We start from the raw sequence: 22,628 nt of genomic DNA, 5'->3' as shown, positions 1-22,628 counted from the left end.
ATGGCGACCGATCATATCCGATACGATGTGCTGGCACGGGACGCCCTGCGCGGCGTGCTGCGCAAGGTGCTGACCGATGCCGCGGCCCACGGCCTGCCGGGCGAGCATCATTTCTTCATCACCTTCGTATCGAAGGCCGAGGGCGTGAAGCTGTCGAGCCGGCTGCTGGCCCAATACCCGGAAGAGATGACGATCATCCTCCAGCACCAGTTCTGGGACCTCACCGTCCTCGAGGACCGTTTCGAGGTCGGCCTGTCCTTTGGCGGCATTCCCGAGCGGCTGGTGGTGCCGTTCAGCGCCATCAAGAGCTTCCTCGACCCGTCCGTGAAGTTCGGTCTCCAGTTCGACACATCCGATGTCACCGAGGTGACGGGCGAGACCTTGCCGGCCGCCCCTGCCCCATCGGCTGTCGCGGTGCCCGCGCCTGCCGCTGAGCCTGCGGAGACCGTGGAAGAGCCGACCCCGCCGAACCAGGGCGGCGCCGAAGTCGTGCGGCTCGATCGTTTCCGCAAGAAATGATCTGAGTTGGCCGCGAGACCATCGCGGCCGGCCAAACTCCATATATAGAAGAGCACATGAAGAGGCCGCGCGGCGTTTCGCGCGGCGGAATGGATGTGCTCATGGCCAAAGCTGCGAAGACTGCCCGCTCCGCGACCCGCACCGAGACCGACAGTTTCGGTCCCATCGAGGTCCCCGCCGATCGCTATTGGGGCGCGCAGACCGAACGCTCGCGCCAGAATTTCCGCATCGGCATCGACCGCATGCCGATCTCGCTCGTGCACGCGCTCGGCATCGTCAAGCTTGCGGCCGCACAGACCAACCTCGAGCTCGGCCTGCTCGACAAGCGCAGAGCCGGCGCGATCATCCGCGCCGCGCATGAGGTGATCGAAGGCAAGCTCGACGACCACTTCCCGCTTGTCGTGTGGCAGACCGGCTCGGGCACCCAGAGCAACATGAACCTCAACGAGGTCATCGCCAACCGCGCCAACGAACTGCTCGGCGGCGAACTTGGCGCCAAGACGCCGGTGCATCCCAACGACCACGTCAACATGAGCCAGTCGTCGAACGACTCCTTCCCGACCGCAATGCACATCGCGGCCGCGAGCCGTATCACCGCCGACCTCGTCCCCGCGCTCGGCGAGCTTCATCGCGCGCTGCGCAAGAAGGAGCAGGAGTTCGCGAAGATCGTGAAGATCGGGCGCACCCACACCCAGGACGCGACGCCGCTGACGCTCGGCCAGGAATTTTCGGGCTATGCCGCGCAGGTCGAGAGCGGCATCGCGCGGCTCAAGGTCGCAGTGAAGGATCTCTATCCGCTGGCGCAGGGCGGCACCGCCGTCGGCACCGGCCTCAACTCCAAGCCGCGCTTTGCAAAGCTGTTCGCAAAGCACGTTGCAGGGATTACGAAGCTGCCCTTCACCAGCGCCGCCAACAAATTCGAAGCGCTGGCGTCAAACGATGCCTATGTGCTGGCGCACGGTGCCATCAACTCGGTCGCGACCGGCCTGTTCAAGATCGCCAACGATATCCGCCTGCTCGGATCGGGCCCGCGCTCCGGGCTCGGCGAATTGATCCTGCCGGAGAACGAGCCGGGCTCGTCGATCATGCCGGGCAAGGTTAATCCGACGCAGTGCGAGGCGATGACCATGGTGTGCTGCCAGGTGTTCGGCAACCACACGGCAATCACGGTCGCCGGCAGTCAGGGCCATTTCGAGCTCAACGTCTACAAGCCCGTTCTCGCCTACAACATGCTGCACTCGATCCGCCTGATGGCGGATGCCGCGCGCTCCTTCACCGAGCACTGCGTCAGCGGCATTCGCGCCGACCAGAAGCACATCAAGGAGCTGATGGAGCGTTCGCTGATGCTGGTGACCGCGCTGGCGCCGAAGATCGGATACGACAACGCCGCCAAGGTGGCCAAGACCGCGCACGCCAACGGCACCACGCTGAAGGAAGAGGCACTGCGGCTGGGCTTCGTCTCGTCAGACGAATTCGACCGCCTGGTGCAGCCGGAGAAGATGACGAGGCCCGGATAAATTCCGAATTCCGATAGTCATCCGTAGTGATACGGAGCCCGAAAGCTCATAATTATAAGGTTTAAAGGACAGGATTTGATTACCGTCAATGTGTCGACGGGGGCGCATGTTACGCAAGCCGCCTGCCCCTTTTCGGGGCGGAATTCATCGTTTGATGGCCGTCGAGGCCAATTGACGAGGACACGCGAATGACGATCAAGTCTTGCGGGGCGCAACGCAGCGCCCTGTTTCTGGAAGTTTCATCCAGCCTGAAGAGGAGCGGATGATGGAGACGCGCCATGGGGAACGTCATCAACCTGAATCGTTTCAGGAAGCGCGCCGAGCGGGAAGCCTCGGCGAAGCAGGCGGACGCCAACCGAACGAAGTTCGGCCGCACGAAGGCCGAGCGAGCGTCGCAGGAGAAGCAGGCGGACCAGGCGACAGCGCATCTGGACCAGCACCGGATCGATCGCGAGGAGCAGCCATGAAGTCGCCCGTCGTGAAACGTTCGATCGTGGTCGCCGGACACAAGACCAGCGTCAGCCTGGAAGAGGCGTTCTGGAACGGCATGAAGGAGATCTCGGGCCTGCGCAACATGACGCTGTCCGAACTGGTCGGCGAAATCGACGGCGCCCGCCAGCAGGGCAATCTGTCCTCGGCGATCCGCCTGTTCGTGCTCGACTACTTCAAGAGCCGCGCCATGGCCGCGATCCAGCCGGACAAGGTCCCGGCGCAGTAGTCCAGAGCAACTGGCACTTGGCCCACGGCTTTGTGATCTGCACTTTAAAATCGCTCTAAGGTGCAGTTTCGAGGAGCATGCGCGCTTGACCTCACTGCCCTGCGTTGAAAATACAGGGCATGACCGACACCCATGATACGCGCCGCGAGATGCCGCTGGGCCTGGCTCAGCGCGGCTATACCGGCGTCATTCACCACCTCTCCGCCAAGGACGCGGGCTCGGCCCTCTCGGACATCGAGCTCGAGAGCCGGCTGATCGAGCTCGGCTTCGTCGAGGGCGCGCGGGTCGAGGTCCTGCACGAGGGGCTGGTCGGGCGCGACCCGATCGCCGTGCGGGTCGACAACATCACCATCGCGGTCCGCCGCCGCGAAGCCATGGCCATCATCGTCGCCTAGAAGCGCGACCGGATATTTGATCCATGGAATTACCCCTTCTGCATCTCGCCCTGGTGGGCACGCCAAACAGCGGCAAGACGTCGCTGTTCAATGCGCTGACGGGCAGCCGGCAGAAGGTCGCGAACTATCCGGGCGTCACCGTCGAGCGCAAGGAGGGTTTCTTCGTCACTCCGTTGGGGCGGCAGGTCTCCGTCGTCGACCTGCCCGGCACCTATTCGCTGCGCGGCCGCAGCCCGGACGAGGAGATCACCCGCGACTTCGTGCTCGGCAAGGCCACCGGCGAGACCGTGCCCGATCTCGTGCTGTGCGTGGCCGACGCCACCAATCTGCGGCTGACCATCCGCCTGTTGCTGGAACTCAAGCGCACCGGCCGGCCGATGATCCTCGTCCTCAACATGTTCGACATCGCGAGCCGCCGCGGCATCTCGGTCGACGTCACCAGGCTCGCCAAGGAGCTTGGCGTGCCGGTGGTCACCTCGATTGCGGTGCGCAAGGGCGGCACGGCCGATCTTCTGGCCCTGACCGACGAGATCTCGGCAAGGCTCGCAGCCGAGTCCGCGGAGAACAACTGGCGCGCGCTCAGCGTCGCCGAGTTGCGCGCGACCCAGCGCGAGGCCGACCGCATCATCTCCGATTGCGTCAGCCTGCCTGCGCGCCCTGACACGATGACCGCGCGGATCGACGCGGTCGTGCTGCATCCGGTCGGCGGCCTGATCGTGCTGGCGCTGATCCTGTTCGTGATGTTCCAGGCGGTGTTCGCCTGGGCGCAGCCGCTGATGGAGCTGCTGCAATCCGGCTTCGATGCGCTGGGCGAGTTCGTGCACGCTACCCTGCCCGCCGGCCTGTTGCAGAGCTTCCTTCAGAACGGGGTGATATCGGGCGTCGGCAGCGTCATCGTGTTCCTGCCGCAGATCATCGTCATCTTCCTGTTCATCCTGCTGCTGGAAGATTTCGGCTACATGGCGCGCGCGGCGTTCCTGATGGACCGCATCATGGGCGGTGCCGGCCTGCACGGCCGCGCGTTCATCCCGCTGCTGTCGAGCTTTGCCTGCGCCATCCCGGGCATCATGGCGACGCGCGTGATCGACAACAAGCGCGACCGGCTGACCACGATCCTGATCGCGCCGCTGATGACCTGCTCGGCGCGCATTCCCGTCTACACGCTGATCATCTCCGCCTTCATTCCGGCGAAGGAGGTTTGGGGCTTCATCAACCTGCAGGGCCTCGTGATGTTCGGGCTCTACGCCGCCGGCATCACCAGCGCGCTTGCGGTCTCGTTCCTGATCAAGTTCTTCATGCTGCGCGACTACGCGCCGGCGCCCTTCATGCTGGAGCTGCCGGACTACAAGGTGCCGCGGCTGAAATCGATCGCGATCGGCATCTACACCCGCGCAAAGATGTTCCTGCAGCGCGCCGGCACCACGATCTTCTCGATGATGGTGTTGATCTGGTTCCTGGCCTCGTTCCCGCAGCCGCCGGCGGGCGCGACGGAGCCCGCGATCGACTTCAGCCTCGCTGCCATCATCGGCAAGGCGATCGAGCCGCTGCTTCATCCCGTCGGCTTCAACTGGCAGATCGCGGTTGCGCTGATTCCGGGCATGGCGGCGCGCGAGGTCGCGGTCGCAGCCCTCGGCACCGTCTATGCGATCGAGGGCGGCAAGGAAGCCGCCGAGCAGATCGGCCAGGTGCTGGCGACGAAATGGTCGCTGGCGACCGCGCTGTCGATGCTCGCCTGGTACATCTTCGCTCCGCAATGCGCCTCCACGCTCGCCGTCATCAGGCGCGAGACCGGCAGCTGGGGCTGGATGGCGGCGACCTTCGGCTACATGCTGGTGCTGGCCTATGCGGCGAGCCTGTTGACGTACAATCTCGCAGTCGCGCTCGGCGCAGGCTAGCCCCCCCCGAAAAGCCAGACGCGAAAACAACCCCATGCACAGTAGACGGGGGCTGCGAAAACAATGGCTTACGCGCACAGAACAGAAATCTTCCGCCCGTAGCCCGGACGGAGCGGAGCGCAATCCGGGAGTCCCGGCACGACGCGCCGGCCCGGGATTTCGCTCCGCTCCATCCGGGCTACGAACTTCGGAAAATCCGTTGACCCGTCGGGCAAAACACTGGCATGATGCCATCATCCCAAACGATCACCTGCTGCCATGGATAGCTTCAGCACGACGAGGCTGACCGCCGAGAGGCTGAACGAAAGTCACCTCGGCGACCTCGTCGCACTTCACCTCGATCCCGACGTCTCCCGTTACCTCGGCGGCATTCGCCCGGCCGAGGTCACGAAAACCTATCTCGCGACCAACATGGCCCATTGTGCCCAGCACGGCTTCGGGCTCTGGGCGCTGCTGACAAAGGACGGAGCTTTCGCCGGGCGGGCGGGCATCCGGCATATCCTCGTCGACGGCATCGACGAGATCGAGATTGCCTACACGTTCAAGCGCGATCTCTGGGGCCAGGGACTGGCAACCGAGATCGCGACCGCGCTGACGGAGATCGGATTGTCGCGGCTGGAGTTGCCGTCCCTGATCGGGCTGGTCTTCGTCAAACACGGCGCGTCTCGCCGCGTGCTGGAGAAATCGAACTACAAACTCGAGAAAAGCACGACGCATCACGGCGAGGACGTCGTGATCTATCGAATCCGGCGATGAGGGCGCAGCCTCAAGGCTGCATCGTGCAGGACCGCGCGGACGGATAAGTGAGCTCGACGGCCATGCGCTCCTGCTTGCCGGGCAATGGAAGACGTTCGAGAACCCTGCGCGTGACGCCGGCCAAGCCAGATCGCCGGACGCTCGCCTCACGGTCGGGGCGTTCAACCATGGAGCACCTTTTTCGCCGATCCGGCTCGAACATGGCGATGGGTTTCGCTGCGCTCCACCCGTCCTACGAGCTAGGGGTCAATCGGACGCGGCTGATCGGCCGCAGTCCAGCCCGGAGGAAGTGGCTCACTGTAGCCGCCGGCTCTGGCGTAGGAAACGCCGGAGGCGAATTGCCCGGTCGCGCCCTTGAAGCCCAGGATGTACCAGACCTCTACGAGATACCCGCCGGTTCGATCGCGATCCTCCGTCGCGAGCCAGGACACCTGGCTCATGCCTTTGCCAATGAGGCGGGAGACCTCTCGCGCCTGAACGGGGCCGTCCGGTTGGGCGAGAACCGCGTCAATGACCCCGTTGACGGCGTCCGTTGCTCGCGTGCGGTCTTCGGGTGTTTCGGCGCCGGTGTAGCCCAAGGGCGGAAAGTGATGAGGCTGGAATTTGGTTTCCCGTCTCAATCGCTCCAGCAGGGCGCGTTTCTCAGGTGTGAGCTGCACCACCTCGGTCGAAGGCTCGGGAAAGAGCTGCGCGTATTTCCAGTAAAGCACGCCCGCGAATGCGAGGACGCAGATGGCGAGAGCGCCGGCGAAAAGCAGGAGGTATTTCATAGAGCCAAGTTGGCTGATTTCATCGAGGCAATCAACATCGGCCAGCGCGTAGGATTGGTAGAGCGAAAGCGAAACTCATCAAAGCCTCCTCCGCGTGGAAACAGTACGGGTTTCGCAAGTGCTCAACTCATTCCTTCGTCCCAACCTGCCGAACGCGACAGCGCCGCGCGCAGCCGCTGTCCAGGATGCCATCGGCACCGGCATAGCCGGCGCGAAGCGTCCTGGACAGCGGAGAGCACGGCGCTACGCTCGTCTCTCAGGGACAAAAGATCATTGACCAATGCTAGGAGGTCCAACGGACTACCGGCCCGGCCATGCGGCCATCGCCGCCTGCGCCACCGTTCTCAATTCAGCCGTGATGGCGCCGTCCTTGGCCTGGATGGCCATCCCTTCATAGACGCTGAGATAGAGCCGGCTCAGCGCATCGGTGTCCGTGGCGTCAGGCAACTCACCACTGGCAACCGCAGCTTCGATGCGGGCGCGCAAATTGGAGAGCATCTCGAGGCGGACTTTCCTGACCGCGCGGGCGATCGAGGCCGGCCATTCGTCGCTGATGGCGCCGAGCACGGCCATGCAGCCGGCCGGCGCGGTCCGGGACTTTGGCAGGATCTCGGCCGCCGCGGTCAGCAGGTTCGCGATGCCCTCACGCGCGGTTGCGCCCTCGCCAAGCCTGTCCCACACCGGGGGCCCCTCGGTCGCGACGTAGTGCTCGAAGGCCGCGAGATAGAGCGCCTCCTTGCTTTCGAAAGCGGCATAGAGGCTAGGCGAGCGCACCCCCATGGCCTCGCACAGATCGTTCATCGAGGCCGCCGCATAGCCCTTGCGCCAGAACAGCAGCATCGCCGCCTCCAGCGCCGCGTCTCGATCAAATTCCCGTGGCCGTCCCGCCATGAGGGCTCTTTCTGTAGCGATCAACACATAATGGACTTGACCCGGGCGATCAAGATGCCAGATATTCTGTGTCGATCGTTACAAAATAGGAGATTACGATGACGCTGACGGGAAAACGGGCCCTGGTGACGGGCGCAAGCAGGGGTATCGGCGCGGCGATCGCGAAGGCGCTCGCGGCGGAGGGCGCTGATGTCGCCATCACTTATGAAAAATCCGCCGACAGCGCCGCGAAGGTCGTCGACGCGGTCAAGGCGACAGGCCGGAAGGGCGTCGCGATCCATGCCGACAGTGCCGACGTCGCCGCGGTCCAGGCCTCGGTCGACAAGACCGTCGCCGCCTTGGGCGGGCTCGATATCCTGGTCAACAACGCCGGCATTCTGCGGCTGGGCGGCCTCAACGACATGTCACTCGCCGACATCGACGCGCTGCTTGATGTCAATGTACGGTCCCCGATCGTCGCGAGCAAGGCGGCTCTGCCCCATCTTGGCAAGGGCGGCCGCATCATCACCATCGGCAGCTACTTCGCCGACCGCGTCCCATCGCCGGTGCTTGGTATCTATTCGGCCTCGAAGTTCGGCCTCGAAGTCGGCGTTGATCGCGTTCACAAAAGGACTGGCGCGGGAACTCGGCTCCAAGGACATCACCGTCAATCTGGTCCAGCCGGGCTCGATCGACACCGACATGAACCCGGCCCACGGCCCGACCGCGGAGACGCTGAAGCAGTTCATGGCACTCGGCCGCTACGGCGCGCCGGATGACATCGCCAATGCGGTGGCGTTCCTGGCGAGCGCGAAAGCGAAGTATATCACCGGTTCGACGCTGACCGTCGACGGCGGCGCGAACGCGTAAGCTTTGCGGAAGAGCGCAGCCGGGCAAAGGTCCGGCTGCGCCATCGCGACATGATCGTCGTTATCGCGCGAATCTGCACAAGTCGCCGCACCCGAATTTGAATGGCGTTTCGGCCATCCAGTCTCTATGGTCGGATCATGTCACGCCTTCTATGTCTATTCGTTGCTGTCATTCTGTCGCTGCTGCCGGTCACCGCACCGGCTGAATCAGTCCACAAGAAGCCCAAGCAAAGCTGGCACGGCTACGGCTTCCTGCCCGGCTACCGCCAGCCGCTCAGCAACAGCCAGCCGATCTTCATGCAGAAGAACGGGTTTCGGCGCTACGCGCGCGAAAACCAGCGTCCATGGTATATCGATCCCGTGCCGAGCTATTACCGCTACTTCGACGGCGAATGGCGCTATTTCGGCCGGCCCGGTTTCGGCGGCTCGCGCTACAATGGCGGCAGCTTCGGTCCGTGCTGGACGCGGACGCCGATCGGCATGATCTGGAATTGCGGTTGAGCGCGAGGCGAATGTCTCCGCAAGTCCGAAATCGTAGGGTGGGCAAAGCGAAGCGTGCCCACCATTTCCATCGCGTGGGCACGGCGCGCTGCGCCTTTGCCCACCCTACAATAGCGCGATCCGCGGTGAACAATCACTCGGAACAATAGGTTCCGAACACGCGATCCCACATGCTGGTGACCACACCGAAATTGCACGGCCGCTTGCCATAGTGATGGCGCGTGTGGCGGCGTTTCAGGCGCCAGAGATAGCCGCCGCGCCTGACAGGATGATGATGAATGATGTGGTGGAGCGCACCGAAATAGATGTAGCCCAGCATCAGCCCCGCCGTGACGGTGCAGGCGCTGCCGAACCCGACCAGCAGCCACACCGGCAGCAGCGATCCCAGACAGATCGAGCCGAGGCTCAGCCAGAGCGGCGAGCCGACCAGCGCGCGCGGATCGGAATGGTGGATGTCGTGCAAGGCGGCGAGATAAGCCGGCCCATGCAAGGCGAAGCGGTGAATGACGTATTCTGCGAGGCTCCACAGCAACAGCCCGCTTGCGAATCCGATCGCCGCCTCGTCCCAGCGCAGCGGCTCCTTGAGCAGCAGCGCGACCGCGACCAGCGCCGCGCTGGCCAGGGGATAGAATACGAAATCGGCAAAGTACAAAAACTTTTTCAACTGCATGGGCTCGTCTTGCTGGAGCGCTCCATGGCCGCCCGTGCTTCGAAAATTTCCGGTAACTCCTGTGCGTTGGTAAAACGCCCGACCACCGGGCTGAGCACGCTCCGCGCCTGCTCGTCCGTTCCGCTGGCCTGGTACAATCTGGCGAGCGAGAGGGCGGCCCGCAGCTCGTAGGTCGCGGTTCCCTGCGCCCGCGCGGTCGCGATGGCCTGGGTGAAAGCCGTCTCCGCAGCGACGATATCGATAGGGTCCTTGCGCAGCAGCAGCTCGCCGCGCCAGCGCTGAATCTCCGGGGTGAACCACTCCTGTCCCGTTCGCTCCACCTCGAGCAACTGCTCGTCGAGGATCGCGAGCGCCTCGTCGAATTGACCTTCGCATGCCTTTGCTTCCGCAAGCAGCGTCCAGGTCAGGGGCACGTAGAGCCCCGTCGCCATCTTTCCGACCAGCGGCAGCGCGATCGAATCCTCCATCTCCTTGAGCCCGGCGGTCCGCTCGCCGAGATGGCAACGGATCCAGCCGTTCCAGAATTTGCCGGCGCGCGTGTAGAGCAACAGGCCGTGCTCGCGGCTGAGCTCGATCACGGCATCGACATGCGGCCTCGCGCCCCCGGGATTGCCGCGCATCGCCTCGAGCACGATCTTGTGGAAATGCGCGTAGACCATCGTCGCGATGTGGCCGCTGTCGGTGGCGCGGCGGATCGCCTCCTGCGCCAACTGCCCGGCGCGATCGACCTCGCCGAGCGGCCACAGCACCAGCGCGAGATAGATCGCCGCCGCGATGCCGTAATCGTGGCCGTACAGGAATGCCAGATTGCGATCGTGCTCGTCGCGATAGATGGTGAGCGCCTGCTCGAGATGCCGCTTGGCATCGACGAAATTGCCCTCGAACCAGCGCGTCATGCCGCAAACGCGATGCGCGATCCCCGCTTCCGGCGCATCGGGCCGGTCGGCGGTGTCGTGCAGGAAGGCCTGTGCGAGCTCCTGCATCGAGCCGAGCTCGCTGCGAACGAGGCTCCCGACCCACAGGCCGTAGACGGCGGCAAACCGCTCCGGCGCGCCCTTGAGACCGGAGGCGAGCTCGCGCGCGCGTGCGAACGCGACCGACGTCTCCGGCGCACCATAGCCGCGCGTCGCGATCAGCGCGTTGCCGTAGGCGATCTGCAATTGCAGCCGGCGGCTCTGCCCCGAGGGGCTTTCGCTCAACCCCTCCGCAAGGCCGATCGCCTTGGCCAGATGCGCGATCGCCTCGTGACAGGCGGAGCTGCGCAAGGACCGGTCGCCCGCCTTGCCCCACCACTCCACGGCGTCCTCGACCAGACCTGCCTGCGTCAGATGGTGCGCGGTGATTTCGGGGGCGGCGGCGGCTGCATCCGGGAATTTCTCCTGCAACACGGTTGCGATCCGCTCGTGCAACCGGCGCCGGCTGCTCCTGAGCAGGCTCTCATAGGCGGTGTCCTGCACCAGCGCATGCTTGAAGACATAGGCGCCTTCGGGCGCGGACCTGCTGCGGAAGATCAGCTCGGCGGCTTCCAGCTGAGCAAGCCGCGCGTCGAGCTCGCCATCGTCCTTGTCGGCGATGGCGCGCAGCAGCGCGTCGGAGAATTCGCGGCCGATCACCGCGCAGATCTGCGCGACCTCCTTGGCCGGCCCGAGCCGGTCGAGCCGCGCCATCAACGAATCCTGAAGCGTCGTGGGGATCGACAGCCGCGGCAGGCTGCCGGCAATCTTGTAGCGGCCGCCAGCTCCGCGCTTGAGGACGCCCATCTCGAGCACGGTGCGGGTCAACTCCTCGACGAACAGCGGGATGCCATCGGTCCGCGTCGCGATCTGCGCCACGAGCTCGGACGGGACCGCGCGGCTTCCGATCACTTCTGCGATCATGCGTTCGACATCGGTCTCCCCAAGCCGTCCGAGCTCCAGCGTGGTCAGATTCGCCGGGCCCATCCACGGCAGCGTGAATTCGTTTCGGAACGTCAGGACGAGCAGGAGCCGGAGCTGGTCGGCCAGCCTGACCGCGAGCCCGAGCAGCTCGAGCGAGGTCGCGTCCGCCCAATGCAAATCCTCGACGATGCAGACCACCGGCGCCCCGGCGCTGAGGCGCTGCAGGCGCTGGATCAGCGCGGCAAGCGTGTTGCGACGCAGCTGTTGCGGCGTCCAGGCCAGCGGCGGATAGCGTCCATCGGTCGCAATCGAGAGCAGGTCCGCAAACAGCGGCACCAGCGTCGGCGTCCTCAGATCGCTGCGCCCGAGCAGCGCTTCGAGCTTGCGCAGTTTCTGCACGTTGCTGTCTCCGCCACCGATCTTGGCGGCCCGTTGCAACTGCGTGATGACGGGATAGAGCGCGCTGGCGCGATGATGCGGCGAGCATTGATAGCGCAAGCGAATATGCGGCTCCGCACCAATCCACCGATCGAGGAAATGCTCGGCCAGCCGTGATTTTCCGATGCCGGGCTCGCCCGAGATCAGCACGACCTGGCCCTGGCCGCGCCAGGCTCGCTGCTTGCACTCGGCCAGCCGCTCGAGCTCGTGCTCGCGGCCGACGAAACCGGCGAGGCCTGCCGCATGGTGGGCCTCGAAGCGGCTCGCCAGCGGCGACGGACGATCCACCGCCCAGACGTCGACCGGCTCGCTTAAACCCTTGATCACGCGCGTGCCGAGCTCGCGCAGCTGGAACAGACTGCCAAGCAGCCGGCGCGTCGAGGCCGCAATGACGACCGAGCCGGGATCGGCGAAGGCCTGCACACGCGCCGCAAGATTGGGCGTCTCGCCGATCACTTCGAGCCGGCTCGAGGCGCCCTTGGCGATCAGATCACCGACGACGACGAGCCCGGTCGCAATTCCGATCCGCACCTCGAGCTGCAGGCCCGGCTGCACGTCGATGGCGCGGACCGCGGCGGTGATCTCGAGCCCGGCGCGGACCGCGCGCTCGGCATCGTCCTCGTGCGCGGACGGATAGCCGAAATACGACAGGATGCCGTCGCCCACCAGTCGCGAGACGATGCCGTCATAGCTGGCGATGACCGCAGTCGCGGCCTCGCGATAGGCTTGCAGGATCTCGCGCATCTCCTCGGGATCGAACTGCTGCGACAGTGCGGTCGAGCCGACGAGGTCGCAGAACATGATCGTGAGCTGTCTGCGCTCGGCGCCCGCGTCGATCGTCGGTGCGAACAGACGCGCCTTCGGAACATCCAGCTCTGCAATGGACCGCAACAGCCTCCGCCGGTGTCCCAGCACGACGCCCATGGTCGCGAGATCGCGATCCGTAATCTCGGAAAGAATATCGAAATCAATGCCGTGGTCGGAAAAGGACTTTAGGTATTGAGGGAGGCCGACCTTCTCCAACCAAGCAGCAACCTGCCCAGTCATCACGCGGGTCCAGCATTATCTGTACTAAACTTAAAGTATAGCCCCCGTCGGAATGAAGTCAATCGTGGCACGCAAGCGTCGCCATTGTTGACGCATCGAACGCGCCGGCCCATGTTTCATGCTGGAAGCGTTCCCCATTTTCGCGTGAGAGTATTCATCCGTGAGGCAGGATCCGTATCCGACAGCGACAAACCCGATACATTCGGCCGTCGTAAAACTGTTTTATTCGCGCGCCGCGCGGCAGCTTTTCACCAACGCCTGGTACTCCCTGCTCAGCAACCTCGACCGGGACGCCGCGATCCGCTTCCTCAATTACGGCTACGCCTCGCTGAGCGGCGAGCAGGTCGCGCTGCAGGCCGCCGACGAGCCCGATCGCTATGCGATCCAGCTCTACCATCACGTGGCATCGGGAGCTGCGATCGAAGGCAAGGATGTGCTGGAGGTCGGCAGCGGCCGCGGCGGCGGCGCGTCCTACATCGCGCGATATCTCGGCCCGCGCAGTTACACCGGGCTCGACATCTGCAAGCCGGCGATCCGCTTCAGCAAGGCGCGCTATGCCGACCAGGGCAACCTCGCATTCCGGGTCGGCAATGCGCTGAGCCTGCCGTTCGCGAACGAGAGCTTCGACGTCGTGATCAACGTCGAGAGCGCGCAGCATTATGGCGACATGGGACGCTTTCTGGACGAGGTGCACCGCGTGCTCAGGCCGGGCGGCGCATTCCTGATGGCGTGTTTCGAGGATTCCTCGAAGGATGTATTTCCGCGCGAGTCCCTGCAGCAATCGCGCCTGCGCCTTGTCGGCGAGGACGACATCACGCCCAATGTCGCGCGCGCGCTGGAGCTCGACGGCGCGCGGCGAACGGCACTGGCGGACGAGATCGTGCCGCGGGTGCTGCTCGGTGTCTCGCACGAATTCGCGGGCATTCCGGGCACGCAATTGCACGCCTCGTTCGCGAACGGCACCTGCCCCTATTACTGCTTCACCTGCCGCAAGGACTGAGCGGGCCGCTCAGAGCGTCTTGAGAATTTCGATCAGCGCCTTGCGATCGTCCTCGGTCATGTCGGTACCGTAAGTGTGACCGGCGTTCGAGTTGCCACGGATGGTCGTGTCGAACAGGAACGCGCCCGGCGTCCGGACCTTGGTATCGTATCCCACGATTTCGGGATCGAACTCCCAATTGCCGACATAGAACGTCTTCGGCCGCAGGTCCGGCGGCAGCAGGAGATCGTTCAGCGACGGCACCGAGCCGTTGTGCAGATAGGGCGCCATCGCCCAGATGCCGTTGAGCGGCCTTGCCCGGTAAGCCAGCGGCGCCCTGTACTGGTTGGGACGGCCGCAATTGATCTCGGCGGCGCGGGCCGCATTCTCCTTGGACTTGCCGATCCACTGTGCGGCGATGTTTCCGGTGAGAACCTCGGCGGCCTTGTAGTTGGACATCGCATCCGGCCCGCCGATCTTCGACAAAGCGATCCTGCGGCGGTTGAACGTCATCGCCTGCTCGGGATCGGTGCCGATCCGGCGGAGGTCGACCAGCGGGACCTGGATCTCGCTGCAAGCATCGGAAGCTGCTGCATCAGAGGGTGCGGCTTCGTGGCAATTCGCGCAGGCGCTGACATAGACGAGCTGGCCGCGCAGGGCCCGCTTCTGGTCGAGCGCGCCGAGAATGGTCTCGGGCCAGTGCGGGGAGCGCAGCTCCATCAGCTTGCGCTGCCCCCAGACGACGTTATCCATCTGAACCCCATGCATCACGTCGGGTCCGAGCATCGTCGCGTCATGCTTGATCGGCGCGAGCACACCGAGCGCCTCGACGATGTTGCGCGTCAGCGGCTGGCGGATCGAGGCGTTGTACAGCACCCAGTTGAAGCGCGGCGTATCCCACAGCGCCGGATATCGCACCGGCGCGGTGAGGTGCGCGTAGTTTCTGGTCTCGCCGATGTCCGTCACGTCGCCCGGCAGCCTGAACGGTCCCGCCAGAAGCTGGTTCAGGCCGGCGCCGTGCGCATCGAGCCTGCCCGCTCCGCCCGCCGTATCGCCCGAATTCCCGCCGACGATCTGGTTGAACTTGGCAGCCGCCTGCAAAACGCCGCCGAAGCATTGCAATCCGCTCTGCACGTCGGCGAGTGGCGCCTTCACGCGTGCCAGGAAGCGCTGTTGAGCTCCATCCTGATTCATGAGAACCGCGCCGATGGACCCGACCAGCTGCCCGACGAATGAATCGATATCGATATGGGCAGGGCCGCCCTCGATGCGGATCTGCTGGCCACGGTAGCTGACCTGGCCCGTGTGACAGCCCGCGCAGCCAAGGCCAAGCCAATTGCCTTTCCAGCAGGCGTGCCGGCCGTCGGGAATATCCACTGACGTGCTGTAGAGTCCGATGGCGAGGCCATCGGGATTGGCGGTGCTGACGGGCTCGGTCAGGAAACCCAGCCGCTGCAAATTGTCGGGCGCCTTGATCAGCGCGGTCTGCCCGGGCTGCTGCCCCGGCTGCTCCAGCGCGACGAACCATTCGTAGGGAATCAGCGCCGTGCCTTGCGAGATGAAATGCCACTGATTGGCGGTCTCATCGCTCCAGCCCTGTTGCAGATGGACCGGACCACCCTGTGCCGGCTTGTCTTGAGGCTTGTCCTGAGGCTTGTCCTGCGCCGAAGCGGAAACGACGGTGGCGAGAAGGGTTGCGACGGCAATCAATGATACGCGCACATCAAATTTCATCATCGGCTCCAATTCTCGTGAAGCTCTCTGTCATGACGGCGTCGGTGCCGTCGCTACCTGGCAATCAGCAATCGTCCGCCCCTGGATGGCACTGTGTGTGCCGCACCGGGAGCCTTCCGGAAATTTTCATGCGGGGAACAACGCGCAAATCCCGTTGCCCGCGGCCGTCTTTCGGACGCCCGCAAGCAGAAGCTACATCATGCCGGAGATAAGCGCAAAGGTAGAGATGGGGCAAGACGCGCGGCGAGGCGCGAAAAAGCCGGCGCGCGCTTCCGCGACGATTGCAAATGACCGGATCGACCTTCTGCCGATACGACCGGGACACGTGGGGCCTTGCGGCTCCTACCGGAAATACCCCAGCACAAGATCGGTATCCGCGCTGGCGGCGACCGTGCCGTTCAGCTCGGCGTCGATGACGCGGCGGCAGGCTTCGATCGCGGCGTGATCGCCGAGATCGTTGGCGGCTTCGAGCACGAGCCAGGCGGCGTCGACCGTGGCCTTTTCCGGAGCCGCCCCGCCCGTCTCGGCGGCGAGGTTGTTGGTGAGGCTCTTGTTCTTGCGAACCGCGGTGCCGAATTGAGGCAACATTGCAAATACTCCCTCGATTTCCCGCTCAGTGGACCTGGAGCTCGGGCTGACGACCCGATGCGGGATCGGCGCCGGCGCTGTTCTTGCGCGACTGGTAGAATTTCAGAATGCTGCGTGAGGTCTCGATCTTGAGCCTGCCGAAATCACGCTCGTTGTCGTGGAGCTCGCGCGCCGTGATCAAATGATCCTTGGCGCCGAGGAACAGCAACGACATCGTCGTGTCCCAGGAGAAATCGAGCGCCTTGCACAGCACCAGGATCATCTCGCGATTGCGGTCCATCAGCGCACGCTCGATCACGTCGACCGGCAGCGATGACAGCAGCGACAGGCCAATCTGGACCTCGTCGAAACGATGCTGGCGTGCATAGTTCGAGATCGAAACCTGGTTGAGATTGCCCTGCCGGTACTGCGTCGTCACCAAGCGCTTGGCGACGAAATAGCTGCGCGAGGAGGGGCCGAACTTGGACTGCAGATCTCCGGTGACCTCGGTCACCGAGCTCTGGATCTGCGACATCATCTCCGGGCGCTCTGTCTCGAGCCGGCGGCGGACGTCTTCCGACGCCTTCGAAATGAGCTGCTGGAAGATGTGGCGCGGCACGTCCTTGCGCAGGCCAAGTTGTTCAGCAAGAATCGAATCTCCCTCGGCGCGACGGACCATGTGCAACAGGCCCGAGCCGGAGAAGCGCGCGCCCTCGTTCCTGGCGACCGAGGTGACAACCTCCTGGTTACCACGCTTGACGAGAACGTCGGTCACGGCCTCGCCGATCGTATCGCGCTGGGAGATCGCGAGCAGATGCGCCTGGCCCTTGGTCATGGCGCTTTCGACCAGCACTTTCTCGCCGATGCGATTGGAGTCGCGCAGCACGGGGCCGGCGACCTCGATCTCGTCGTCCAGGGCGAGCTTCTCGATGACGTTGAGCGGAGCATGATCGCAACCCGCCATCAATCCGGAGAGCTGCGCCCGGGCTTCGACCTCGATCTCGTCGGCAAGCCGGCCGATGACCTCGCCGAACATGCTGATGTCGTCGTCGACGTAGCGACCTGTGATCAGAAGGTCCGTCGCATGCCACAACGCCTTCGCCCGGCTTTCGTCCGTGCCGCGCGCGATCGCGTCGTCCAGATCCTGCAGAAGCGTGTTCGCCCCGTTCATCTCGATAACCCCAGTTCTTGGACAGCCATCCTGCTGATGCGGGCAGGACTCCGGATTCCTCTGGGGCCAACGCTAGGGAACAAACGCGAGGATCGAGTAAAATCGTCACATCAGTTTTGCCGGGGAAAATTCGTTCAAATGCAGGGGAATGGGTTTACCGGCACGCAAGGTGCTACACCTCTGCCGGAGGGAGAGGTGTGCGTCGAGCCCTGGGGCTTTTGCTGCTTCACCCTTACGGATTCGACGGCGTCAGGACCAGCGGCGGCTTGGGCCGGGGTTTTGGGGGCGGCGGCCCCGGGGCGGGACGCACGTCGATGGGCGGTGGCAGCGGCGCGACTTGCTGGCTTGCCAGCGGCGGGCTCGGTACCGCGGGCGCGGCAAGCGGAGGCTTCGGCAACGGAGCGGCCTTGGGTTCAACCCTGGGCCTCGGCGGGGCGCGGCGGGGATCGCGACCAGGCATCGGCACGTCGGTCAGCGCAGGTGCGGGCTCGGGCTCGGGCGAGACCAGTGTCGGCAGCGCGGCGGTCGCCGGCGGCGGCTCGCCACGCTCGATGGCATCGAGGCGACGAGTCTCGCGATCAATCGTGCGCACGGCAAGCCACGACGACAGCGGCGTCAAATCGACAGTACGGCTGAGCTTGTCGGGGGGGCCGGCCGCAAACAGCTGGATTTCCGGCGGTGCGCCGGAGAGGCCGGTCATGATCGGCGTCAGGCTGGCGCGGATGTCGGCCTGGTCGGCCGGAATGTCGTAACCGCCCGAGACGATGGCGCGTGCGTTCCTGGCTTCGAGCGGAGTCGCGCCGACGCGCAGGCGGCCGTCGCGGATCGTGAACGCGATCTGGGCCGAAGCGATCGCGATCGGAGCCGCCGACAAGGCGGGCTCGACCAGCTGGCGCAGCCTGGCGTCGTCGCTCACCTGGCCGCCGTCGCTGGCGCGGATGGCGATCTCGAAGGCGCGCGGATTGAGGCCGTTGATCTCGGCCGAGTCGAGCGTCACCGTGCCATTGCCGGCGAGCGCGCCGGTCAGGGCCGACACGCTGCGGCCCTGGCTCGTCAGCGTCATCTGCACCGAGGCGCGCCCCTTCGGCAGCGCGAGACCACGGTAGCGCAACGAGGCCGCATCGACATTGGTCAGATCGAGATGCGCATTGAGCGCAAGACCGCCTGCGCCGTTGCGCGCATCCAGGCTCGCGGTCATCTCGCCGCCGCCAACGCCGCCCTTGAGCGCATCGAGCGCGAGCGACTGACCGTCGCTCCGGAGCGTGCCGCTGAACGGACGCAGCTCGATTCCATCAGGCAGGCTGCCGCGCAGTGCCTGGAACGCGACGCGGCCACGCCAGCCGGTGACGAGGCCTGCGCCGAGCGGCTCGCCGCTGTCGCGCCCGGCGGCACCGATGGCCAGCGCCAGAGCAGGCACGAGATCGAGCGTGTCCAGGCCGATTTCGCCATCGACACTCTTCTCCTGGTCGAGCGTCATGGCGAGATGGCCGCGCAGATGCGAGCCGGATGCGGTGCTGTCGAGATCGTCGAAGGTCAGGCGATTGCCCGAGAGCGTGAGGCGGGAGGACAGGCTCACGCTCTGAGCCGATTTGTCGGCGGGGCTGGCTCCGAACAGCGGCGCGAGATTGGCGTTGCGCATATGCACGCTCGCACTGCCCTTCGGCTCCGACAATTCGACGCTGCCTTGCGCATCCGCATCCAGTCCGCCACCGCTGAGCTTTGCGTTCAGTTGCATCGGCTTGCGCCAGGCGCCGCTCAACCGGCCTTCGATGCGGGATGCGCCCTCACCCGCCGCAACCGCGCGATCGAGACCGAGGACAGCCAGCAAGGTGCTGCCGCGCGGGGCCGACATCCGCGCATCGACGGTGAACTCGTTGCGGGAGAGGGCATCGAAATCGAGCCCGCGAAGATCGGACAACGGAGGCTCGGCTGTTGCCTGAAGATGGCCTGTCACTTGCGGCGTCGCGAAATCGAGCTGGGCCAGGGCCGAGCGGTGGCCACTATCCCCCTTCTTGTCGGCGCCGAGGTCGAGCACCAGACTTGCGGTCGACGATCCCGAGGCGGAATCGATCGCCAGAAGACGCTGCGACCATGCGGGCGACAGCGTTTCGACGATGGAGGCCATCGGCCGCAGCGAAGCCGCCGTCATGTCCAGCACGAACCTTCCCTGCGAATTGACCCGATCGAGATTTCCGCCACCATCAACGGACACGCCGCCGGCCTGATCGAACTTCAGGCGATCGAGAGCGATGCTCTTCGGATCGTAGGCGAGCCCGGCCGAAAACCGCTGCAGCTCCTGGCCGGCCGAGATCGCCCGGGCAATGTCGAGCGAGAGTTTTGCTTCTTCGGGCCATTCGCCCTGCGAGCCAGCGAGCGCGCGAACGAAACTCGTAGCAGCATCGAGGTCGAGACGGTCGGCCTTCAGCTCGGCATCGACGCGCGAGCCCTTGGCTGCGCCGGTCTGGACGAAGGCGATACGGCCTTCGACAGTGCCGCCCTCGATGTCGGCTTTCAGCTTGTCGATGGCGAGATGGTTGGCGGCGATCGTCACGTCACCGGAGAGGCGCAGCTGTCGCGTGCTGCGCCTGATGACCTCGTTGCGGCCCTGCAGCCAGGCCACCAGCGTATCGGGATCGGAGGACTCGACGCTGAGGCGGCCGCTGAAACTGTCGGCACCGGGCGTGGCACCGTTGAGAGAGACCTGCGTCGTGCCGGGCGCGCGCAGCTCGAGCCGCTGGAAGGTCCAGGACCGGCCGTCGGTCTGCAATTCGGTCGTGATGTTCTGGAGCGGACGGCCGCCCAGCATGATCTGGTCGGAGTTGAACTCGATCTGCGCCGGGATCGGCGCCTGCGGGATCGCGGCAAGGCCCGCGCGCAGCGCCGGCAGGATGCGCAGCGGCTCGGCATCGTCCCGGCCGGCGAGCTTGTCGACATCGACCTGGCGCGCCGACAGCACTGCGCGCAGCAGCGGCGAGGCCCCAAACCTGAGGTCACCGACGCCGCCAACCTTGAGCGCCGCGTCTTCGGGGCCGAAGCTCGCGTCGATCTGGTCGAATTTGGCGCCGGCCGGATCGGCCTTGAGTTTTGCCGTCAGCTTCCAGGGCGTCGGCCCCGCCTCGCCCGGCTTCTTCGGTGGTGGCACCGCCAGCGTCAGCGCGCCATCGAATTTCGGCAGGCGGTTGTCGAAGGCGAGGACGCCTTCGAGATCGGCCAGGATCGCCCGCTCGCCGGGATCGACATTGAGGTGAAGGCGGGTGGCGCTGCCGTCGGGGCTGGGACCGGACGAGACGCGGAAGGGATAGCGCACCCCATGAGCGGAAAAACCACCATCGCCCCGCACCGAGCCGGCAAGTGAGCGCACGTCGCCGGAGAAGACGATGTCGTTGAGCTCGAGCGTCGAGCGGCTGGCGGCATCGTGAAGGGCGATGCGGCCGGTGAGGTTCAGCCGCTCGATGGCAAGCGAAGCGAGGTTGAAGGTGCCGCTCGCGGTCGACGGCAGATCCACCTTGCCCTTGGCGTCGAGACCAAGATCGACGGCCATGCCGCCAACCGTCAGCTCGGTGGCGCGCCATTCGCCCCGCATCAGCGAGCTCAGGCTGAACTCCACGTCGAGCTTGTCGGCGCGCAGGCGCCCGAGATCGTTGTTGCCGCCGAAGGTGACCGAACGCAGCCGCACGGTCGGGGCCGGCAACAGCCGCGCGTCGAGCTCGCCAGCGACCCGCACCGGGACGCCGATGATTCGGGTCGCCTCTGCCTCGAACTGGGGCCGGAACTGGTTCCAGTCGATGAAGTAGGGCCCGATCAGCGCGGCGAGCAGCGCCAAGATAAAGGCAATCGCCAATCCGAGCAGCGTCGTCTGCACGGGTCTCCCCTCGGCCAAACCGGCACCCGGGTCAAACCCAAGCTCACAACCAAGCTTCAGGCGCGCCGGAACAGCCCCTTATATAGGGGGAAGTGTGGCGAAGTCACAGCGACTGTTGCGCGCGGAGGTTAATGTCTCAGGCCTTACCAACTGGCGGGAAGCTGCTTCAGCCCCCGCAGCACGAAGGTCGGACGCCATTCCGGGTTCTCGACGTCGTCGATCCGCAGATCCGGCAGCCGCCGCAGCAGCGTGGCGATGGCGATCTCGGCCTCGATGCGCGCCAATTGGGCCCCCAGGCAGAAATGGATGCCGCCGCCGAACGACAGCGGCCGGACGTTCGGCCTGGTCACGTCGAGCCTGTCGGGGTGATCGGGATAGACCGCCGGGTCGTGATTGGCCGAGCCGAGCAGGCAGAGCACGGTCTCCCCCTTCGGAATGGTCTTGCCGCCGAGATCGTCGATCTCCTCCAGCGCAACGCGCCCGGTCATCTGCACTGACGAATCGTAGCGCAGGAACTCCTCGATCGCATTGACCATCAGGTCCGGCCGCGCTTTCAGAAGGGCGAGCTGCTCCGGATTGCGGTGGAGCGCGAGCAAGCCGTTGCCGATCAGATTGACCGTCGTCTCATGGCCGGCGCCGAACAGCAGGATGATGTTGGCGGTCAGTTCCTCATTGGTGAGCTTGTTGCCGTCTTCCTCGGCCTGCACCAGCTGGGTGGTGAGGTCGTCTCCGGAAGAGCGGCGACGCAGTTCGAACAGCTGCTGGAAGTACATCTGCGCCATCATGTTGGCGGCGTTGCCCTTGGCGATCTCCTCCGGCGACATCGGCACCGGTTCGAGCAGCCGGCCGCCATCGCGCGAGCTCTTGTAGAAAACCTCGCGGTGATCCTCGGGAATGCCGAGCATCTCGCAGATGATGGTGACTGGAAGGCGGAAGGCAAAGTCCTCGATCAGATCCATCCGGCCGCGATCCATCACGGCATCGATGGTCTGATCGACGATCTGCTGGATGCGCGGCCGCATGTCCTCGACGCGGCGGGCGGTGAAGGCCTTCACGACGAGGCCACGCAGGCGGGTGTGATCGGGAGGATCGGATTGCAGCATCCAGTGGCTCATGCTGCGGAACACCGGCTCGTTCATGATCTCGGGGCTATAGCGGCGCTTGGTGCGCTCGACGAAATCCTTGCCGAAGCGCTTGTCGCGCATCACCAGGCTGACATCGGCATGGCGGCTGGCGACGAACTGACCGAACGGCGTGACGTGGATCGGATCGATCGTGCGCAGCCGCTCGTAATGCGGATAGGGATTGCGGATGAAGTCCGGCGCCAGCGGGTTGAACAGCGGATCGCCGCTTGTCGGCTGCACTTGCTCGCTCATGGTGACCTCACGTCGGTTGCCGCATGACACGATACGCGAGGCAGCCCCTTGCCCGGCGTAACCATCCCTCTCGAATTATCAACTCGATACATTGTTG

Annotated in this window: 18 protein-coding genes and 1 pseudogene; 10 read left to right on the top strand and 9 right to left on the bottom strand. The window is 65.1% G+C overall.

Translation table 11 applies throughout. The features are described from left to right. From JQ621_RS12740 to JQ621_RS12710, 7 genes are all read left to right on the top strand, one after another. The gene (locus JQ621_RS12740) at positions 1 to 519 is read left to right on the top strand and encodes an SspB family protein (protein ID WP_212235062.1); all 519 of its coding nucleotides are present in this window, start codon (positions 1 to 3) and stop codon (positions 517 to 519) included. 89 nt (positions 520 to 608) lie between these two features. Beyond that, entirely contained in the window at positions 609 to 2,036 is a 1,428-nt protein-coding gene (gene fumC / locus JQ621_RS12735) for a class II fumarate hydratase (RefSeq protein WP_212235392.1), read from the top strand. A gap of 278 nt (positions 2,037 to 2,314) precedes the next feature. Continuing rightward, complete coding sequence (locus JQ621_RS12730) at positions 2,315 to 2,503, top strand: DUF4169 family protein (protein WP_212235061.1); 189 nt, start codon at positions 2,315 to 2,317, stop codon at positions 2,501 to 2,503. Further along, the gene (locus tag JQ621_RS12725; protein ID WP_008134463.1) at positions 2,500 to 2,754 is read left to right on the top strand and encodes a ribbon-helix-helix domain-containing protein; all 255 of its coding nucleotides are present in this window, start codon (positions 2,500 to 2,502) and stop codon (positions 2,752 to 2,754) included. The genes JQ621_RS12730 and JQ621_RS12725 overlap by 4 nt, the downstream gene beginning before the upstream one ends. A 119-nt stretch (positions 2,755 to 2,873) precedes the next feature. Beyond that, positions 2,874 to 3,149 carry a FeoA family protein gene (locus tag JQ621_RS12720; protein WP_212235060.1) on the top strand — a complete coding sequence of 92 codons (276 nt, stop codon included), beginning with the start codon at positions 2,874 to 2,876 and terminating at the stop codon, positions 3,147 to 3,149. Between the two features lie 23 nt (positions 3,150 to 3,172). After that, positions 3,173 to 5,044: a ferrous iron transporter B gene (gene feoB, locus JQ621_RS12715; protein ID WP_212235059.1), complete on the top strand. Its 1,872-nt coding sequence runs from the start codon at positions 3,173 to 3,175 to the stop codon at positions 5,042 to 5,044. A gap of 258 nt (positions 5,045 to 5,302) precedes the next feature. Beyond that, on the top strand, positions 5,303 to 5,800 hold the full coding sequence (locus JQ621_RS12710; RefSeq protein ID WP_212235058.1) for a GNAT family N-acetyltransferase: 498 nt from the start codon (positions 5,303 to 5,305) through the stop codon (positions 5,798 to 5,800). Positions 5,801 to 6,039: 239 nt separating this feature from the next. On the opposite strand, the gene JQ621_RS12705 is transcribed toward JQ621_RS12710, so the two are convergent. Together JQ621_RS12705 and JQ621_RS12700 are read right to left on the bottom strand one after the other, a co-directional pair. Beyond that, the gene (locus tag JQ621_RS12705; protein WP_212235057.1) at positions 6,040 to 6,570 is read right to left on the bottom strand and encodes a hypothetical protein; all 531 of its coding nucleotides are present in this window, start codon (positions 6,568 to 6,570) and stop codon (positions 6,040 to 6,042) included. Positions 6,571 to 6,870: 300 nt separating this feature from the next. Beyond that, positions 6,871 to 7,461 carry a TetR/AcrR family transcriptional regulator gene (locus JQ621_RS12700; protein WP_212235056.1) on the bottom strand — a complete coding sequence of 197 codons (591 nt, stop codon included), beginning with the start codon at positions 7,459 to 7,461 and terminating at the stop codon, positions 6,871 to 6,873. Between the two features lie 98 nt (positions 7,462 to 7,559). Here JQ621_RS12700 and JQ621_RS12695 point away from each other — a divergent pair. Together JQ621_RS12695 and JQ621_RS12690 are read left to right on the top strand one after the other, a co-directional pair. Then, positions 7,560 to 8,310 (top strand): annotated as a pseudogene (locus tag JQ621_RS12695) (SDR family oxidoreductase). A gap of 137 nt (positions 8,311 to 8,447) precedes the next feature. Then, positions 8,448 to 8,810: a hypothetical protein gene (locus tag JQ621_RS12690; RefSeq protein WP_212235055.1), complete on the top strand. Its 363-nt coding sequence runs from the start codon at positions 8,448 to 8,450 to the stop codon at positions 8,808 to 8,810. Positions 8,811 to 8,943: 133 nt separating this feature from the next. On the opposite strand, the gene JQ621_RS12685 is transcribed toward JQ621_RS12690, so the two are convergent. After that, the gene (locus JQ621_RS12685) at positions 8,944 to 9,474 is read right to left on the bottom strand and encodes a sterol desaturase family protein (RefSeq protein WP_212235054.1); all 531 of its coding nucleotides are present in this window, start codon (positions 9,472 to 9,474) and stop codon (positions 8,944 to 8,946) included. Further along, on the bottom strand, positions 9,471 to 12,842 hold the full coding sequence (locus tag JQ621_RS12680) for an AAA family ATPase (protein ID WP_212235053.1): 3,372 nt from the start codon (positions 12,840 to 12,842) through the stop codon (positions 9,471 to 9,473). The genes JQ621_RS12685 and JQ621_RS12680 overlap by 4 nt, the downstream gene beginning before the upstream one ends. Before the next feature lie 160 nt (positions 12,843 to 13,002). On the opposite strand from JQ621_RS12680, the gene JQ621_RS12675 reads away from it, so the two are divergent. Then, positions 13,003 to 13,842 carry a class I SAM-dependent methyltransferase gene (locus tag JQ621_RS12675; RefSeq protein ID WP_212235052.1) on the top strand — a complete coding sequence of 280 codons (840 nt, stop codon included), beginning with the start codon at positions 13,003 to 13,005 and terminating at the stop codon, positions 13,840 to 13,842. A 9-nt stretch (positions 13,843 to 13,851) separates the two neighbouring features. On the opposite strand, the gene JQ621_RS12670 is transcribed toward JQ621_RS12675, so the two are convergent. The 5 genes from JQ621_RS12670 to JQ621_RS12650 form a co-directional block, all read right to left on the bottom strand. After that, positions 13,852 to 15,558: a di-heme-cytochrome C peroxidase gene (locus tag JQ621_RS12670; RefSeq protein WP_212235051.1), complete on the bottom strand. Its 1,707-nt coding sequence runs from the start codon at positions 15,556 to 15,558 to the stop codon at positions 13,852 to 13,854. Positions 15,559 to 15,897: 339 nt separating this feature from the next. Further along, entirely contained in the window at positions 15,898 to 16,143 is a 246-nt protein-coding gene (locus JQ621_RS12665) for a hypothetical protein (RefSeq protein WP_148775825.1), read from the bottom strand. A 25-nt stretch (positions 16,144 to 16,168) separates the two neighbouring features. Further along, complete coding sequence (locus JQ621_RS12660) at positions 16,169 to 17,293, bottom strand: DUF2336 domain-containing protein (protein ID WP_212235050.1); 1,125 nt, start codon at positions 17,291 to 17,293, stop codon at positions 16,169 to 16,171. Between the two features lie 232 nt (positions 17,294 to 17,525). Next, complete coding sequence (locus JQ621_RS12655) at positions 17,526 to 21,155, bottom strand: AsmA family protein (RefSeq protein WP_212235049.1); 3,630 nt, start codon at positions 21,153 to 21,155, stop codon at positions 17,526 to 17,528. A 143-nt stretch (positions 21,156 to 21,298) separates the two neighbouring features. Next, the gene (locus tag JQ621_RS12650; protein ID WP_212235048.1) at positions 21,299 to 22,531 is read right to left on the bottom strand and encodes a cytochrome P450; all 1,233 of its coding nucleotides are present in this window, start codon (positions 22,529 to 22,531) and stop codon (positions 21,299 to 21,301) included. Positions 22,532 to 22,628: the final 97 nt, after the last annotated feature.

It is taken from the genome of Bradyrhizobium manausense (assembly GCF_018129685.1).
In the GTDB taxonomy this organism is placed as follows: domain Bacteria; phylum Pseudomonadota; class Alphaproteobacteria; order Rhizobiales; family Xanthobacteraceae; genus Bradyrhizobium; species Bradyrhizobium manausense_D.
Note: the sequence above shows the minus strand (reverse complement) of the source record. Positions and strands in the feature narration are given on the sequence as shown.

Excerpts from the sequence above, each read along its gene's own strand:
- JQ621_RS12740 (WP_212235062.1), top strand. The coding sequence starts at position 1 with ATGGCGACCGATCATATCCGATACGATGTGCTGGCACGGGACGCCCTG.
- fumC (WP_212235392.1), top strand. The coding sequence starts at position 609 with ATGGATGTGCTCATGGCCAAAGCTGCGAAGACTGCCCGCTCCGCGACC.
- JQ621_RS12730 (WP_212235061.1), top strand. The coding sequence starts at position 2,315 with ATGGGGAACGTCATCAACCTGAATCGTTTCAGGAAGCGCGCCGAGCGG.
- JQ621_RS12725 (WP_008134463.1), top strand. The coding sequence starts at position 2,500 with ATGAAGTCGCCCGTCGTGAAACGTTCGATCGTGGTCGCCGGACACAAG.
- JQ621_RS12720 (WP_212235060.1), top strand. The coding sequence starts at position 2,874 with ATGACCGACACCCATGATACGCGCCGCGAGATGCCGCTGGGCCTGGCT.
- feoB (WP_212235059.1), top strand. The coding sequence starts at position 3,173 with ATGGAATTACCCCTTCTGCATCTCGCCCTGGTGGGCACGCCAAACAGC.
- JQ621_RS12710 (WP_212235058.1), top strand. The coding sequence starts at position 5,303 with ATGGATAGCTTCAGCACGACGAGGCTGACCGCCGAGAGGCTGAACGAA.
- JQ621_RS12705 (WP_212235057.1), bottom strand. The coding sequence starts at position 6,570 with ATGAAATACCTCCTGCTTTTCGCCGGCGCTCTCGCCATCTGCGTCCTC.
- JQ621_RS12700 (WP_212235056.1), bottom strand. The coding sequence starts at position 7,461 with ATGGCGGGACGGCCACGGGAATTTGATCGAGACGCGGCGCTGGAGGCG.
- JQ621_RS12690 (WP_212235055.1), top strand. The coding sequence starts at position 8,448 with ATGTCACGCCTTCTATGTCTATTCGTTGCTGTCATTCTGTCGCTGCTG.
- JQ621_RS12680 (WP_212235053.1), bottom strand. The coding sequence starts at position 12,842 with ATGACTGGGCAGGTTGCTGCTTGGTTGGAGAAGGTCGGCCTCCCTCAA.
- JQ621_RS12670 (WP_212235051.1), bottom strand. The coding sequence starts at position 15,558 with ATGATGAAATTTGATGTGCGCGTATCATTGATTGCCGTCGCAACCCTT.
- JQ621_RS12665 (WP_148775825.1), bottom strand. The coding sequence starts at position 16,143 with ATGTTGCCTCAATTCGGCACCGCGGTTCGCAAGAACAAGAGCCTCACC.
- JQ621_RS12660 (WP_212235050.1), bottom strand. The coding sequence starts at position 17,293 with ATGAACGGGGCGAACACGCTTCTGCAGGATCTGGACGACGCGATCGCG.
- JQ621_RS12650 (WP_212235048.1), bottom strand. The coding sequence starts at position 22,531 with ATGAGCGAGCAAGTGCAGCCGACAAGCGGCGATCCGCTGTTCAACCCG.